The sequence below is a fragment of the Methylobacterium sp. Leaf361 genome, from assembly GCF_001424445.1.
Lineage (GTDB): Bacteria > Pseudomonadota > Alphaproteobacteria > Rhizobiales > Beijerinckiaceae > Methylobacterium.
Genome location: NZ_LMPY01000023.1, coordinates 175,498 through 190,077, shown reverse-complemented (window position 1 = coordinate 190,077; position 14,580 = coordinate 175,498). Strand labels below are relative to the sequence as shown.

The window sequence follows — 14,580 nt, the reverse complement described above, 5'->3', positions numbered from 1 at the left end:
AGCTATCCATCGAGATCTGACCTGAACAATCAAGTGCGAAATCCGTGCCAGGATGAGCGGACAGCCGGCCAGCTATCCCCAGGAACTGCGCTGGTCCCGTGACAGCCGCCTCGGCATCCGCGCTGCCGACGCCGCGACGGGCCAGCGACGCGCGGACTTGACTGGATTGTCTGGATCTCGATGCTCTGACCCGTTGCGGGCGGGGTCGAGGGCATTCTGGCGGCAGCACCCGGTGGCGCTGCGAGGCGGATCGACGTGATGGCAGATCACAGCAGAGTCCCGAACGAACGGTCGCGTCGCCTTCTCGGCGATCTGGCCGAGACTCTCGGATGTTCGGTCGACGTCTTCTTCGATCCGGACCCGCACGACGACCGTTTGATGACCGAAGAATTGCTGACCCTGTGGTTCTCGATCAAGGATCCCGATGCCCGGCACCGCATCCTGGATTGTGCCCGGGCCGTGAAGGCCGAGGCCGGGGCGGACGCGCAGCCGCGCCCCTGACCGGTGCCTTGTTTCCGACGGCTTGGCGCTCCACCCAGGCAGCCCGTCCGTCGCCGCGACTCCAGTCGGAGAACCCATGAAATCCGTGAACGCTCTGATCGCCGAGGAACTCGGTGTCGGGGAGGCGCAGGTCGCGGCCACCGTGGCGCTCCTCGACGACGGCGCGACCGTGCCGTTCATCGCGCGCTACCGGAAGGAGAATACGGGCGGCCTCGACGACACGCAGTTGCGCAGGCTGGAGGAGCGCCTGTCCTACCTGCGCGATCTCAACGAGCGGCGCGCCGCGATCGTCGCGAGCATCACGGCCCAGGGAAAGATGTCCCCGCCCCTGGCGGCGGCCCTCGACGCCGCCGACACGAAGGCGCGGCTGGAGGACCTGTACCTGCCCTTCCGGCCCAAGCGGCGCTCGAAGGCGCAATCCGCCCGCGAAGCCGGCCTCGAACCGCTGGCCCAGGCCCTGCTGAGCCGTCCCGACCGCGCGCCCGAAGCGGTCGCGACCGCTTACGTGTCGGACGCGCGGGGCGTGCCGGACACCGAGGCCGCGCTGGAGGGCGCCCGCGCCATCCTGATCGAGCGCTTCGGCGAGGATGCCGACCTCGTGGGGCGCCTGCGGGCGGATTACTGGCGGACCGGCCAGCTCGTCTCGCAGGTGCGCAAGGGCAAGGCGAACGAGGGGGCGAAGTTCTCGGACTACTTCGACTGGAGCGAGCGGCTGGAGCGCATGCCCTCGCACCGGATCCTGGCGATCTTCCGCGGTGAGCGGGAAGAGGTGCTCGACGTCGGCTTCGCCGCGGAGGGGGAGGAGTCGGCGCCGGGCCTTCCCGGGCCCTTCGAGATGGCGATCTGCCGCCGCTTCGAGATCGCGGCGCGGGGGCGTCCCGGCGATGCCTGGCTCCTCGACACGGTGCGCACGGCCTGGCGAACGAAGATCCGGGCCGGGATCAAGCAGGACCTGCGCGGCCGGCTGTTCGAGCGGGCCGAGGACGAGGCCGTGTCGGTCTTCGCCGGGAACCTCAAGGACCTGCTCCTCGCCGCTCCGGCGGGCGGGCGGGCGACGATGGGGCTCGATCCGGGCTACCGGAACGGCGTGAAGGTCGCGGTGGCGGATCGGACCGGGCGGGTCGTCGCGGTGGAGACGACCTACCCGCACGAGCCGCAGCGGCGCTGGCGGGAGGCCGTCGCGACGCTCGGCCGGCTCTGCCGGCTGCACGGCGTGGAGCTTCTCGCCGTCGGCAACGGCACCGCGTCCCGCGAGACCGAGCGCCTCGCCGCGGAGATCATCGCGGCGAACCCGGACCTGCCGCTGGCGAAGGTCGTGGTCTCCGAGGCCGGCGCCTCGGTCTACTCGGCCTCCGAGATCGCCGCGAAGGAATTGCCCGACCTCGACGTGTCCCATCGCGGCGCCGCGTCGATCGCCCGGCGCCTCCAGGATCCCCTGGCGGAGCTGGTCAAGATCGACCCCAAGTCGATCGGCGTCGGGCAGTACCAGCACGACGTGAGCGAGGCGAAGCTGTCGCGGTCGCTCTCGGCGGTGGTGGAGGACGCGGTCAACGCGGTCGGGGTGGACGTCAACACCGCCTCCCCGGCCCTGCTGGCGCAGGTCTCCGGCCTCGGCGGCGCGATGGCGGCGCGGATCGTCGCCCACCGCGACGCCCAGGGCCCGTTCCGCACGCGGGCGGCGCTCAAGAAGGTCCCGGGGCTCGGCCCGAAGACCTTCGAGCTGGCCGCCGGCTTCCTCCGCATCCAGGGCGGTGACGACCCGCTCGACGGGTCTGGCGTCCACCCGGAAGCCTATCCGGTGGTCCGCCGCATCCTCCAGGCGACGAAGAGCGACATCCACGTCCTGCTCGGCAACACCGCCCTCCTCGGCCGCCTCGCGCCGGAGCCCTTCGTCGACGCGCGCTTCGGCCTGCCGACCGTGCGCGACATCATCACCGAGCTCGAGAAGCCGGGGCGGGACCCGCGGCCGGAATTCAAGACGGCGCGCTTCCAGGAGGGCGTCGAGACGATCGGGGACCTGAAGCCCGGGATGCAGCTCGAGGGTGTCGTCACCAACGTCGCGGCCTTCGGGGCCTTCGTGGATATCGGCGTCCACCAGGACGGGCTCGTCCACATCTCGGCGATGGCCCGGCGGCGGATCGCGTCGCCCACCGAGGTCGTCCGGATCGGCGAGGTCGTCCGGGTGCTGGTCCTCAGCGTCGACGTCCCGCGCAAGCGCATCGCGCTGTCGCTGCGGCTCGACGATCCCGTCGAGCCGGGCCAGCAGACCCGGAGGACGGCCGAGCCCCGGCAGGACGCGCCGCGGAGCCGACCGAGCCCGGGTCCGGCGCCCAGCGGGGCGCTGGCCGACGCTCTCCGGCGCGCGGGCGCCGCGCCGCGGCGCGAGTGAGGCACGCCTGACGCGCGCGCACGGCCTCCGCGTCTCGGCCGGGACTGCCGCCGGTGAACCGAGAACATGGTTAGCGCTTCGTAAACCTCCGTGCGGTCAGAGTGCGTTCGTCGTGCCGCGGAGCGCGATTCGAAACACCTGATCGCGGTTCCGGGATCGCTGCGGCGACCCCACGGCTCGGAGGCTCTGATGCAAGCGCACGTTGCGGGGATCGACAACCCGAACCCGATGATCGGCCCGGCCCGCCTGATCCGGGCGGCCTTCGAGGGCGCCGACATGGCCGCACTGGCCGCCGAGATCCTCGCCGAGGGCGGCGACTCCGCCCTCGACGCCGGGACGGCGCTGGACATGGCGACGATCCTGCTGCTGAAGCACCGCTTCACCGAGGGGCTCGCGCTCCAGAGAGAGGTGCTGGACGGACAGCGGGTCTTCTCGCTGCGCTCGAACCCGGATCAGGCGCAGATCCGCGTCCTCGTCCTGGTCACGGCCGGCGACCTCATGGCCAACACGCCGATCGACTTCCTGCTGAACGACGGCGATTTCGGCCTCACCTACCTCTATCTCCGCCCCGGCGAGCCGATCCCGCACGACCTGCCGGCGCACGACGTCATCGTCACGGGCATCGCCTACGCGCGGACCGCCGAGCCGCTCCTGGAAGCCCTCGCGGCGGCGGCGGACCAGTGGACGCGGCCGATCGTCAATCACCCGCGCCACGTCCTCAAGACGTCCCGCCACGGGATCGCGGACGCGCTCCGCGGGGCGGATGGGATCCTGGCGCCGGAGGTCGTCCGCGTGAGCCGCTCCATCCTGAGCGCCGCGGCGTCCCGCAGAGCCGAGGGCCCGACCTACCCGCTCCTCGTGCGCCCTCTGGACACGCACGCCGGCAACGACCTCCAGAAGATCGACCGGTCGGAGGACCTGCATCTCTACCTCGCGCAGACGGAGGCCGAGGCGTTCTACGTCACGCAGTTCTGCGATTACCGCGGTCCCGACGGCCTCTATCGGAAATTGCGCATCGTACTGATCGACGGTGTGCCCTACCTCTGCCACATGGCCATCCGCGATCACTGGATGATCCACTACCTCAACGCCGGCATGCTGGAGGATCCGGTGAAGCGGCAGGTCGAGGCCGCCGCCATGGCCACGTTCGACACCGACTTCGCCGAGCGCCACCGCGCCGCGTTCGCCGAGATCCACCGCAGGATCGGCCTCGATTACCTGATCATCGACTGCGCCGAGAGCGCGGACGGCCGTCTGCTGATCTTCGAGGCCGATACCGGGATGGTCGTCCACGACATGGATTCGGCGGAGCTGTTTCCCTACAAGGCCCCGCAGATGCGCCGGGTCTTCGCCGCGTTCCAGGACGCGCTGCGGGGGCGGGCTCGGGGGCGGACCGCCTAGGTCGGCCGCCTCGGGACGGGGGCTGCGGGCGTCGGGTGCTCCACCCGGCGCCTTCACCAGGGGATGCGACCGAAGCGGTCGACCAGCCGCTGGTACTCGGCGTTGCTCTCGGCCTTGGAGGTGCCGCCCGAGCCGACATCCGAGGTCCCGGAGCCCGGATGCACGAGGCGGCACACCAGCGGCAGGACGAAACCGTGCCGCACGAGCTGCACGTTGGGGCCGCCGTTGCGCAGGACGTAGGCGAGCCACGGACGGACCTGGATCGCGTCCTGCAGCGTGACGGGCGCCGTCGCCTCGACGAGGTGGGCGCGGCGCAGGCCGGTCTCGGCGAGGCGGCCGAGCCACTCGTTGTCGTAGTGCCACTTCCCGCATCAGCCAGCCCGACGGCGTCGCGAAGTCGTTGATCCGCACCACCTCGCCGGCCTCGTCGGTCTCGAGCTGCGTCGAGGAGACGAAATCGAAGCTCTCGAGGGCCCTTAGCGCGAAGCCCAGATAGGCGGGCAGCCAGTGATCGTCGTCCTCGAGGAAGCCGACGAGGTCCCAGCTGTCGTCGACGGCGCCGATGGCGGCGTTCAGCGCGGGGATCTGGCCCCTCTGCGGGCCGCGCGCGAAGGTGACCTGCGGGTGCGCGGCGAGCCGCGCCGGGATCTCGATCCCGGGATCGATCCCGACGAAGAAGTGGATCGTCGCCGGCCGGTCGAGCTCCTGGGCGTTGGCGCTCGCGATCGCGTGCTCCAAAAAGTACTGGCCGGCCTTTCCGGCCAGGGTCGAGGGTTTGAGCCTCGACGGCGTGATGATCGCGATCCTCATTCCCACGCCTCACCGTGTCGGGCGTCGCGCGCCGCGGCGCGGAACGCTGTCAGAGCTTGAAGGATTGCTCGCCGATATGGCCGAGCTCCTTGCTGAGATACGGATCGCACCAGATCCGGAAGCCGGCGGCGCGTGCCCGGTCGCTGAAGTCGAAGTCCTCGCCGATGTTCACGCCGGCTTCCTCGTCGACGCGGAAGCGGAAATAGGGCTTCTTCAGCTTCTCGAAGACCGTGGACTTGATCAGCAGGAAGCCGGTCGGGATCCGGGACATCTCCAGCAGACCCTTCGGCGCGTCGGCCGGCTGCTCCGGGAGGATGTCGCCCAGGAAGTGGAACGGGGCGGTGCGGCGGGAATAGGTCGCGCCGATGATGTCGACCTGCCGCACGAGGAGCTTGAGGAGTGCGTCCTTCGGGAAGGTCATGTCGCTGTCGATGAACAGGACGTACTCCGCCCCGTACTTCTGCGCGTATTCGAGGCCAAGATTGCGAGCATCGGCGACGATCGACGACTTCCCGACGACGATCGACATCGGCATCTCGCCGAGCGAGTGCATCATCGATCCGAGGCTCACGGCGAAGTCCGCGTGGACCATGGTCCCGCAGGGGATCGCGATCGCCACATGGGGCAACTTCGGCGACGCGGAAGGGGTCGCGGCGCCAACATCACCGGACGCTTGAGCGATCACATCTGAGCTCCCTGCAAGGTGCGCCCCGTACCCGCCGCGCCGACCGAACCGGATCGGCACCGGTCGGGCAGGCGCGACAGACTTGGTTTGCGTCACAGCTTATGGCTGCGGATGGTTAATAGATCTTGAACACGCTCCGCGATCCGTAAATACTTAGCGCCTGAAGGATCGATTCATTAACGATCACTTCGGACACACTGGGAGTCGGCAATTGATTTAACCCCCGCGAAACGTTTGGAGGACGATTACTGGCGTACCCGAGAAACGGGTGCATCAAATCAGAAAGATAAGACCTATGTCCTCGATCACCCTGTCGGCCGCCACGCGTCAGAACCTGCTCTCGCTGCAGGACACCGCCCAGCTGATGGCGACCACCCAGAACCGGCTCGCGACCGGCAAGACCGTCAACTCCGCCCTCGACAACCCGACCAACTTCTTCACCTCCCAGGCCCTCGACGGACGCTCCTCGAGCCTGAACTCGCTCCTCGACGGCATCTCCAACGGCATCCAGTCGATCCANCAGAACCTGCTCTCGCTGCAGGACACCGCCCAGCTGATGGCGACCACCCAGAACCGGCTCGCGACCGGCAAGACCGTCAACTCCGCCCTCGACAACCCGACCAACTTCTTCACCTCCCAGGCCCTCGACGGACGCTCCTCGAGCCTGAACTCGCTCCTCGACGGCGTCTCCAACGGTATCCAGTCGATCCAGGCCGCCAACCAGGGCATCACCTCGATCCAGAAGCTCGTGGACCAGGCCAAGTCGATCGCCAACCAGGCGCTCTCGACCCAGCTCTCCACCACCGGCACCGCCGCCAACGCCTACAGCGCCAGCACCGCCTCCNAACCAGGGCATCACCTCGATCCAGAAGCTCGTGGACCAGGCCAAGTCGATCGCCAACCAGGCGCTCTCGACCCAGCTCTCCACCACCGGCACCGCCGCCAACGCCTACAGCGCCAGCACCGCCTCCCAGACGGTGCTCCTGACCATCAACGGCACCTCGGTCTCGGCCACGGTCGCCGCCTCCTCCAGCATCAGCGCCACCGTCGCGGCCCTGAACTCTGCGGTCAGCTCGGCCTCGACCTCGTCGAGCGGCKCSTTCGGCGCCGGCGCGATCTTCTCGGTCGACAGCACCGGCACCAAGATCGTCCTGAACGCCCAGGCGGACGTGGAATTCCAGAACTCGGGCAGCCAGACGGCGCTCGGCTTCACCGCCTCGGCCACCACTGCCTCGACCTACGGCACCGCCGCCAGCACCGTMGTGTCCAGCGACCTGTCGATCTCGGGCGTGACGCAGCGCGCCTCGCTGGCCAAYCAGTACAACAACCTGCTCAACCAGATCACGCAGCTCGCCRGCGACGCCAGCTACAACGGCGTCAACCTCATTGCCGGCAAGGGCAATGACATGAACATCAAGTTCAACGACACCGGCAGCTCGAACCTGAACGTCGCCTCGGTCGACGCGACCTCCAGCGGCCTGGGCCTGTCGTCGATCACCANATGACATGAACATCAAGTTCAACGACACCGGCAGCTCGAACCTGAACGTCGCCTCGGTCGACGCGACCTCCAGCGGCCTGGGCCTGTCGTCGATCACCAACTCGAACAGCTCGACCAGCCAGAACGGCCTCGGCAACTTCCTGCTGAACGCCGACGTCAACAAGACCCTGGCGGTCCTGACCACGGCCGGCGCGGCCCTGAACTCCGCGGCGAGCACGCTGGGCTCGAACCTGTCGGTGGTTCAGAACCGCCAGGACTTCTCCAAGCAGCTGATCAACGTGCTGCAGACGGGCTCGGCCAACCTGACGAATGCCGACCTGAACCAGGAGGCGGCCAACTCGCAGGCGCTGTCGACCCGCCAGTCGATGGGCATCTCGGCCCTGTCGCTGGCCAACTCCGCCCAGCAGGGCTGCTGATGATCCTGGGGCTCACCCGGATGATCGATCTCCGGCGGGAGCTGTAGCGATNCCGGCAACTCGCTGACCTCCGCGGCGAGCTCCCTGGGCTCGAACCTGTCGGTGGTTCAGAACCGCCAGGACTTCTCCAAGCAGCTGATCAACGTGCTGCAGACGGGCTCGGCCAACCTGACGAAYGCCGACCTGAACCAGGAGGCGGCCAACTCGCAGGCGCTGTCGACCCGCCAGTCGATGGGCATCTCGGCCCTGTCGCTGGCCAACTCCGCCCAGCAGGGCGTCCTCCAGCTCCTGCGGTAAGCGACACGCACCGCGTCGACCGAGCGGCCGGAGTCGAACTCCGGCCGTTCGCGTTCGCGGCGTCCCGAGGCCGCATCCGGCCGGAACGCGAGAGACCGGTCCCGGCGGCACGACCGCCCGCAGCCCGCCGCTGTCCCCCGGATTCCCATGGAGGCAGCGCGCCGGTCATCGCGGGTCAGGAACCGGCGGATCCGCCCCCTTCCGGCATCGCAGGATCCGAACGCCCGGTGGCCACCGCCGGCGCTGTCGGGACCAGAGGTCACACCCCCTTCTCGCATCCGCGTGCCGGTTGCGGTTGGACGCGGCGGCGGCTCCGGATAAGACCGGGCCATGAGCATCGAAGATCTTCGGGGGGAGGTCGAGCGGCTGCGTCGGCGCGAGCGCGCGCTGGTTGAGGAGAACGCGCGCCTGCGCGCGTCACAGGCCCCGGCCACCGCCCCGACAACCACTCTGGCCGGAGTCGGCACCGCCCGCTCCGATCTTCTGTTCACCGCCGCCGACAAGACCCGGATGGCGATGATCGTCACCGATCCGAACCTGCCCGACAACCCGATCGTCTTCGCCAACCGCGCCTTCCTGGAACTCTCCGGCTACTCGGCGGGGGAGCTGATCGGGCGCAATTGCCGCTTCCTCCAGGGGCCCGCGACGGATCCGGCCGATGTCGCCCGCATCCGCGATGCCATCGCCGCGCGGCGCGACGTGGTGGTCGAGCTGCTGAACTATCGGCGCGACGGCAGCACCTTCGTCAACGAACTCTACATCAGCCCCGTCTTCGGACCGCTCGGCGAGTTGCTGTTCTTCTTCGGCAGTCAGCTCGACCTCACGCGCTTCCGGCAGCGCGAGGCGCAGGCCGTCGAGCGGACCATCGCGCCGCGGCATGCCCGGGCGGACGACGGGGTGGGCTTCTGCATCGTCGAGCTGCGCTTCGACGGGGATGGCAGGGCAGCGGATTACCGCGTCGCGGAGACCAACGCCGCCTTCGAGGATCAGTCCGGCCTCGGCGCTGCGGCGGGACGCTGGATGAGCGCGCTCGAGCCGGACCACGCCCGACGCTGGTTCGACACCCTCGGTGACGTGGCGCGATCCGGGCACAGCGCCCGGTTCAAGGGAGCCCTGTCGCGAACGGGACCCATCCTCGATGTCCGCGCGATGCGGACCGGTAGCGGGACGCAGAACCGCGTCGCGATCCTTCTCGAGGATCCGGCGGCCCGGCGGGCGGACGAGGAGCGGCGGGAGGCCCGGACGCGCGACCGGAAGATCGAGCATGACCTGGTCTGGCGGACGAGCCGCGACCTTCTCGTGGTCTGCGCCCTCGACGGAACCTGCCAGGCGGTCAACCCGGCCTGGACGGAGCTACTCGGGTGGCCGGCCAGCAGCTTGGTCGGCATCCGCATCGATACCCTGATCCATCCGGACGACGGCGAGACCGCGGCCAGCGCGTTCGAGACGCTGCGGACCGGCCACACGCTGTCGGACCTCGACGTCCGGTTCCGGACCGCCGACGGCGCGTATCGCTGGATCGCCTGGAACGCCATCGCGCGCGGGGACCGGTTCCACGCGACAGGGCGCGACGTCACGGAGCGCCGCGCCCTCGAGGAGCAGCTGCGTCAGTCGCAGAAGATGGAGGCCGTCGGGCAGCTCACCGGCGGCGTGGCGCACGACTTCAACAACCTGCTGACCGTCATCAAGTCGTCGACCGATCTGTTGAAGCGACCGGGCCTCAGCGAGGATCGTCGGGGCCGCTACGTCGACGCCATCGCCGACACGGTCGACCGCGCCGCCAGATTGACCAGCCAGTTGCTGGCCTTCGCGCGCCGGCAGGCACTCCGACCGTCGATCTTCGACGTGGTGCAGTCGGTGGCCGCCATCGCCGACATGGTCGGCACGCTGACCGGCGCGCGCATCCACGTCGCGACCGACACGGATGCCGGCACGGACGCGGACGGCCGCAGGCTGCGCTGCCACGTCGATGCCGACCCCAGCCAGTTCGACACGGCCCTCGTCAACCTCGTGGTGAACGCCCGCGATGCCATGCAGGGCGAGGGCCGCCTCGTGATCAAGGTGCGGCGCGCGGACCGGATCCCGGCGCTGCGGGCGCATCCGGCCGTGCCCGGCGATTTCGTGGCCGTGTCGGTCTCGGATACCGGCTCGGGCATCGAAGCGGACCTCCTCGAACGCATCTTCGAGCCGTTCTTCACGACGAAGGGCGTCGGCCACGGCACCGGCCTCGGCCTCAGCCAGGTGTTCGGCTTCGCCAAGCAGTCGGGCGGTGACGTCGCGGTCGACAGCGTCGTCGGCGTCGGGACCACCTTCACGCTGTTCCTGCCGCGGTCCCAGCAGGCGGAGGTCCAGGAGGGCGTGCCGGACGAGCCGGAGCCGCTCGCCGAGGGTCACGGCACGCCCGTCCTCGTGGTGGAGGACAACGAGGAGGTCGGCGCCTTCGCCCGGCAAGCCCTCGTGGAACTCGGCTACAGGGCTGTCTGGGTGAAGGACGCGCAGGCGGCTATCGCCACGATCGAGGCGAACGGCCAGGAGATCGAGATCGTCTTCTCCGACGTGGTGATGCCGGGCATGAACGGTGTCGATCTGGCCCGGGAGATCAGGCGCCGTCGTCCCTACCTGCCCGTCGTCCTCACCTCCGGCTACAGCCACGTGCTGGCGTCGGAGGGCACCGACGGCTTCGAGCTCCTGCACAAGCCCTACTCGGTGGCCGACCTCAGCCGGGCCCTGCGCAGGGCGCTCCGGGAACGGTCGGCGCTGACCTTCGGCTGACGAGGCCGCATCCGACCGGACCGACGCGCGTTACGTCCTCGACCGCCCAAAGATTCGGACAGGACACCGCACCATGTCGTCGGATACGCCGCGTCCCGGGGACGACCCGCTGCCTCCCATCGACGATCCGCTGCCGGAGCCCGCACCGCCCGACGGGGACCCGCCAGCCGAGCCGCCGGCGCCGCGTCCTCCCGGTCCCATCGAAGCGGGGTGAGATCGGGCGCCGGACGGCCGTCCGCAGGCGGACGAAGACTGCATCGGGGCTGGAGGAGCTTCCGGCGGAACCGAAGTGTTCACCGGATCGCGACGAGCTGTTGACGATGCCGCGCCGCTTCTCAATGCAGCGGGTAGCGGCTCAGCAGGTCGGCCGTCCTCTGGACGGTCTTGTCGTAGAGGCAGGCGGGCAGCGCCGCGTTTGCGCCGCTCCCGTTGGCCCACTCGCTGTCGGTCAGGTCGCCGCAATCCGCGTCGCGGAAGGCGATCCAGGCCCGCTGCGCCCGCTCGAGCCGCGTCTTCCAGAGCGCCCTGGCGTCGGGGTCCGGCGTGCGGTCATCGTGATCGATCACCGACATCGCCTTCCTGTAGGCCGCGTTGAGCTTCGCGTCCGCCTCCTTAAGGGCGCGGGTCATGCACGCCGTCGTGCCCGGCGTGGAGGTCTCGGTCAGGCACAGTTTCGCGGACGGCTGGTCGGCTCCGGCGGTCGTCGGCACGGCGAGGCAGGCGAGCAGCCCGGCAAGGACGGGGGCCGAGGCCTGCAGCAGGCGTGGGCGCTTATGATTCATGGCTCTGGGATCCGGTTCGCGCGTCGCATCGACCCGGCTGAGGGGTCCTGCGCGTGGCGGGTGACGGCGGGTCGGAGCGGAACGCGGCCCGGGCCGCGACCTCAGCGTGCCTCGACGACCACGGCGGTGCCGTAGGCGACGACGCCCATCATCGACTGGTCGGTGTCCGCGGTATCGAAACGCATCATGACGACGGCGTTGGCGCCGAGTTGCGCCGCGTTCTGCGCCATGCGGTCGATCGCCTGCGACCGCGCCTGCTCGATCAGCTGGCTGTACTCGGTGATCTCGCCGCCCATGATGCTGCGCAGTCCGGCGGTGAAATTGCCCACCGCACCGCGGCTGTGCACCACGGCGCCGAAGCAGGGGCCGCGGACCTCGCGCACGTGGTAGTTTGGAATGTTCTCGGTCGTGACGATGATCATGGCAGCTCGCTCAGGCGGGTGGTCGGGAAAGACGGGAGGCAGTCAGGGCGAGCACGACAGGTCGCCGCCCGGGCACTTGATCTGGGCTGCCAGGTCCTGGATCCGCTGGCGCGTCAGCGTGATCTTGCACGCGCCCAGGAGCATCGGGGCGATGCTTCCGTTGTCGTCGGGCGTCAGCGTGTTGAAGCCTGTCCGCAGGTTGCACTCGGAATCGCGGAAGGCGATCCAGGCGCGCTCGGCGGCGACTAGATTGCGTCGGCCGTTCTCGTCGAGCTTGCTGCGCAGGGTCGCGTAGCGGCGGTTCAGCTCCGCATCGGCCCGGTCGAATTCCTGGGCCGTGCAGACGTTGGCGTCCATCTGGTTCGCGGAGGCGCCGCAATCGACCTCCGCCGCGTATCCGGCGGTCGGGACGAGGATCACGGCAGTGAGAAAGGCGTTGCGCAGCATGGCGGACTCGGTGCGGGAGAGGGCGGACGACACGGCGGCCGATGCGCAGATCACGGGTCGTCGGACGCCGACTGTGCGTCGCGGGCCCGGAAGCCGTAATAGCCGCGGTCGGCGTCGTAGAGGACGTCGAAGCCGTTCAGGACGTGCAGCCCCGTGTTGACGAAGGGCTGCGGGCGCACCGTGTTGAGGACGATGCGTTCGGGAGCGAGCGGCGCGGCTCGGTCGCCGACATCGATCGCGTAGCCGGCCGCGTCGCCGAACTGGAAGCCGAGGCGCGTTCCCGGGCGAAGGACGGCGTGATCGCCCGCATCGGCCCGGAGGCTGTCGGCGACCTGGGACGGCGGCAGCGTCAGGAACATGCCGGTGACACCGGTATCGAGGAGCCCCCGGCCGCAGGCGGCGGGCTCACGGCCATCGACGGTGATGCAGACGGGAACGCCGAGCCAGTCGCCCGGCACGTGCGGGTGCGGGTCGAGCTTCACGAAGCGGTAGCGGCCGCGCGTGTTGGCGCGCGTCAAGCCGACATGCACGCCGCGTCGGGTCAGCACGTAGCCGCGGCGCACCGAACCGGTTCCCGGCGGCTCCGCGTTGAGGAGCGGATTGGTGTCCGGCGTGCTCTGCGTCTGGCTGTCGTCCTCGCGGCCGAAACCGATCCCCATCATCGCCACGTGGGCCGGCGCCGCCTCGGGCGTGCAGCTGCGGGCGCGCGCGGTGCAGTCGATCCGGTCGACGGCGAGGACCCGGATGGGCTGCGTGACCACGCTCGCTCCATCGCGGCCGACGATGGAAACCGGGACGCGCACCCAGCGTCCGACCATGATCCGGCCGGAACTCGAGTAGGTCAGCCGTCCGGGCTCGCTCGGCAGGCTCTCGTTGTCGGGAATCCGAGCGGCTGAGACCACGATGCCGGTCGAACCGGTATCAACGAGCACCGGACGAGGCTCGCCGCCGAACGACAGGCCGAGGCGCGGGGACTTCGTGACGGCGTCGCCGGGTCGCGGCGCGTTGAGGAAGGGCAGGAAGATGCCGCGTCGGCCATCGCCGTAGCTCGGCCCATCGTCGGCCCGCGCCGACATCGCCGGGCCGATTAAGGCCGCGCTCACGATCCCGACGCCGAGGAGAGCCGAGACCGATCGGGTGTGAGGGTTCCCAGGACGGACGGTCAGGCAAGCTGAGCGCGGAGGATGCTGAAACACCTGGCACATGTCGGCCCCGGGAGATGTCGTTTCCGAGTCGACACCGCGCGCGATCCGCACCGGCGTCGAGAACAGCTCTGCAGTCCGCGCACGGTCGCGCAGGCGTGGTGGACCGGATCCGGGCGGTCGGCGGCGAGAGCCTGTCCACCCTCAGGCGGTCGGGAGCACGATCCGGTCCGCCACGCGCGCAGCCGACGCCTCGACGAGAGATTTCATGAATACCTCTCAGATGAAGAGAAGCCCTTAATAGTATTCGCCGTCCATCGAGCAGGCTCTCACCGATCAGCGGACGCTGTATTGGCCCCTCTCCGATCCCGGGTCAACGAATCGTGAGAAATAGTGTTACCGGTTCAGTAAGCCGGGATGGCTTGCGGCGGATGATGAGCATTCGACGCCGTCGCGTCGCGTGTTCTGGACCGAACGCAGCGCCCGCGTCGCTCTCGATCGGAGCGCGCCGACGGTCCTGAGGGTGAAGGCTGTTCGGGGTGACCCTGCCGTCGATGGTGACGGGCACCGCCGCCGTCGGGCGGTTTCCGGACGACCGACGCCATCTCGGCCGCGCCTGTCGGAAGAAATTTTTCGCGTCACACCGCGCCGGCCGCACGAAACCGCGTCTGGCCGACCCATGCCCCTGTCGAGGCGGACGATCCACCGCCCGACCAGGGAGACCCGAGATGACCAAGACCAAGATCCTCGTCCTCGCCGCCAGCCTTCTCTGCGCCGCGGGTCCCGCCCTCGCCCAGGAGGCCGCGCCGCAGCACGGAAACCAAGAATTCCTCGGCGTCGATCTCGACAACGGCGGCGTCTACTACAACGGTCGCAACTCCGGCCGTTACTGCGTCTACCGCACGGTCGAGGTCTACAACCGCTACACCGGCTACTTCGAGGCGCGGCGCGCCCGCCGCTGCGGCCGCGGTCTCTACCTGCCGTGAGGAGCGAGACCATGCTGACCGCCCTCTCG

The 14,580-nt window shown here is 69.5% G+C and carries 14 protein-coding genes and 2 pseudogenes; 10 read left to right on the top strand and 6 right to left on the bottom strand.

Features of this window, described 5'->3' with window-relative positions:
* The first annotated feature begins 378 nt into the window (after window positions 1-378).
* The 3 genes from ASG32_RS35625 to ASG32_RS16765 all read left to right on the top strand — a co-directional run bounded on the left by ASG32_RS35625 (window position 379) and on the right by ASG32_RS16765 (window position 4,291).
* The gene (locus ASG32_RS35625; protein WP_280141587.1) at window positions 379-501 is read left to right on the top strand and encodes a hypothetical protein; all 123 of its coding nucleotides are present in this window, start codon (window positions 379-381) and stop codon (window positions 499-501) included.
* Window positions 502-577: 76 nt separating this feature from the next.
* Window positions 578-2,890, top strand: coding sequence for a Tex family protein (locus ASG32_RS16770; protein WP_056528301.1), 2,313 nt, complete (start codon window positions 578-580; stop codon window positions 2,888-2,890).
* 189 nt (window positions 2,891-3,079) lie between these two features.
* On the top strand, window positions 3,080-4,291 hold the full coding sequence (locus tag ASG32_RS16765; protein ID WP_056528298.1) for a hypothetical protein: 1,212 nt from the start codon (window positions 3,080-3,082) through the stop codon (window positions 4,289-4,291).
* A gap of 53 nt (window positions 4,292-4,344) precedes the next feature.
* Here ASG32_RS16765 and ASG32_RS35145 read toward each other — a convergent pair whose 3' ends face one another.
* On the bottom strand, window positions 4,345-4,494 hold the full coding sequence (locus tag ASG32_RS35145; protein ID WP_244492006.1) for a hypothetical protein: 150 nt from the start codon (window positions 4,492-4,494) through the stop codon (window positions 4,345-4,347).
* Between the two features lie 304 nt (window positions 4,495-4,798).
* Here ASG32_RS35145 and ASG32_RS35140 point away from each other — a divergent pair, with 304 nt between their 5' ends.
* Window positions 4,799-5,161: a hypothetical protein gene (locus tag ASG32_RS35140; protein WP_244492005.1), complete on the top strand. Its 363-nt coding sequence runs from the start codon at window positions 4,799-4,801 to the stop codon at window positions 5,159-5,161.
* Here the strand turns inward: ASG32_RS35140 and ASG32_RS16755 are convergent.
* Window positions 5,151-5,720 (bottom strand): glycosyltransferase, encoded by a 570-nt coding sequence (locus ASG32_RS16755; protein WP_020093585.1) that lies wholly within the window; start codon window positions 5,718-5,720, stop codon window positions 5,151-5,153. The two genes, ASG32_RS35140 and ASG32_RS16755, sit on opposite strands and share 11 nt — an antisense overlap.
* Before the next feature lie 586 nt (window positions 5,721-6,306).
* On the opposite strand from ASG32_RS16755, the pseudogene ASG32_RS34705 reads away from it, so the two are divergent.
* The 5 genes and pseudogenes from ASG32_RS34705 to ASG32_RS16735 all read left to right on the top strand — a co-directional run.
* Window positions 6,307-6,630, top strand: a pseudogene (locus ASG32_RS34705) (flagellar protein); the annotation flags it as partial.
* A gap of 1 nt (window position 6,631) precedes the next feature.
* Window positions 6,632-7,286 (top strand): annotated as a pseudogene (locus ASG32_RS35135) (flagellar protein); the annotation flags it as partial.
* 1 nt (window position 7,287) lies between these two features.
* On the top strand, window positions 7,288-7,703 hold a 416-nt coding region (locus ASG32_RS34700; RefSeq protein ID WP_280141586.1), incomplete at its 5' end, for a flagellin.
* A gap of 63 nt (window positions 7,704-7,766) precedes the next feature.
* Window positions 7,767-8,000 (top strand): flagellin, encoded by a 234-nt coding sequence (locus ASG32_RS16740; RefSeq protein ID WP_280141590.1) that lies wholly within the window; start codon window positions 7,767-7,769, stop codon window positions 7,998-8,000.
* Window positions 8,001-8,330: 330 nt separating this feature from the next.
* Window positions 8,331-10,772, top strand: coding sequence for a PAS domain S-box protein (locus tag ASG32_RS16735; RefSeq protein WP_056528292.1), 2,442 nt, complete (start codon window positions 8,331-8,333; stop codon window positions 10,770-10,772).
* A gap of 335 nt (window positions 10,773-11,107) precedes the next feature.
* Here ASG32_RS16735 and ASG32_RS16730 read toward each other — a convergent pair whose 3' ends face one another.
* The 4 genes from ASG32_RS16730 to ASG32_RS16715 all read right to left on the bottom strand — a co-directional run bounded on the left by ASG32_RS16730 (window position 11,108) and on the right by ASG32_RS16715 (window position 13,526).
* A complete protein-coding gene (locus tag ASG32_RS16730; protein WP_056528289.1) occupies window positions 11,108-11,554 on the bottom strand; it encodes a lysozyme inhibitor LprI family protein in 447 nt (148 codons plus the stop codon).
* A gap of 101 nt (window positions 11,555-11,655) precedes the next feature.
* Complete coding sequence (locus ASG32_RS16725; protein WP_056528286.1) at window positions 11,656-11,976, bottom strand: YbjQ family protein; 321 nt, start codon at window positions 11,974-11,976, stop codon at window positions 11,656-11,658.
* A 42-nt stretch (window positions 11,977-12,018) separates the two neighbouring features.
* Window positions 12,019-12,423 carry a lysozyme inhibitor LprI family protein gene (locus ASG32_RS16720; RefSeq protein ID WP_056529240.1) on the bottom strand — a complete coding sequence of 135 codons (405 nt, stop codon included), beginning with the start codon at window positions 12,421-12,423 and terminating at the stop codon, window positions 12,019-12,021.
* Window positions 12,424-12,473: 50 nt separating this feature from the next.
* Entirely contained in the window at window positions 12,474-13,526 is a 1,053-nt protein-coding gene (locus ASG32_RS16715; RefSeq protein ID WP_056528283.1) for a hypothetical protein, read from the bottom strand.
* 767 nt (window positions 13,527-14,293) lie between these two features.
* On the opposite strand from ASG32_RS16715, the gene ASG32_RS16710 reads away from it, so the two are divergent.
* Window positions 14,294-14,551: a hypothetical protein gene (locus ASG32_RS16710; RefSeq protein WP_020094549.1), complete on the top strand. Its 258-nt coding sequence runs from the start codon at window positions 14,294-14,296 to the stop codon at window positions 14,549-14,551.
* The last annotated feature ends 29 nt before the right edge of the window (window positions 14,552-14,580 follow it).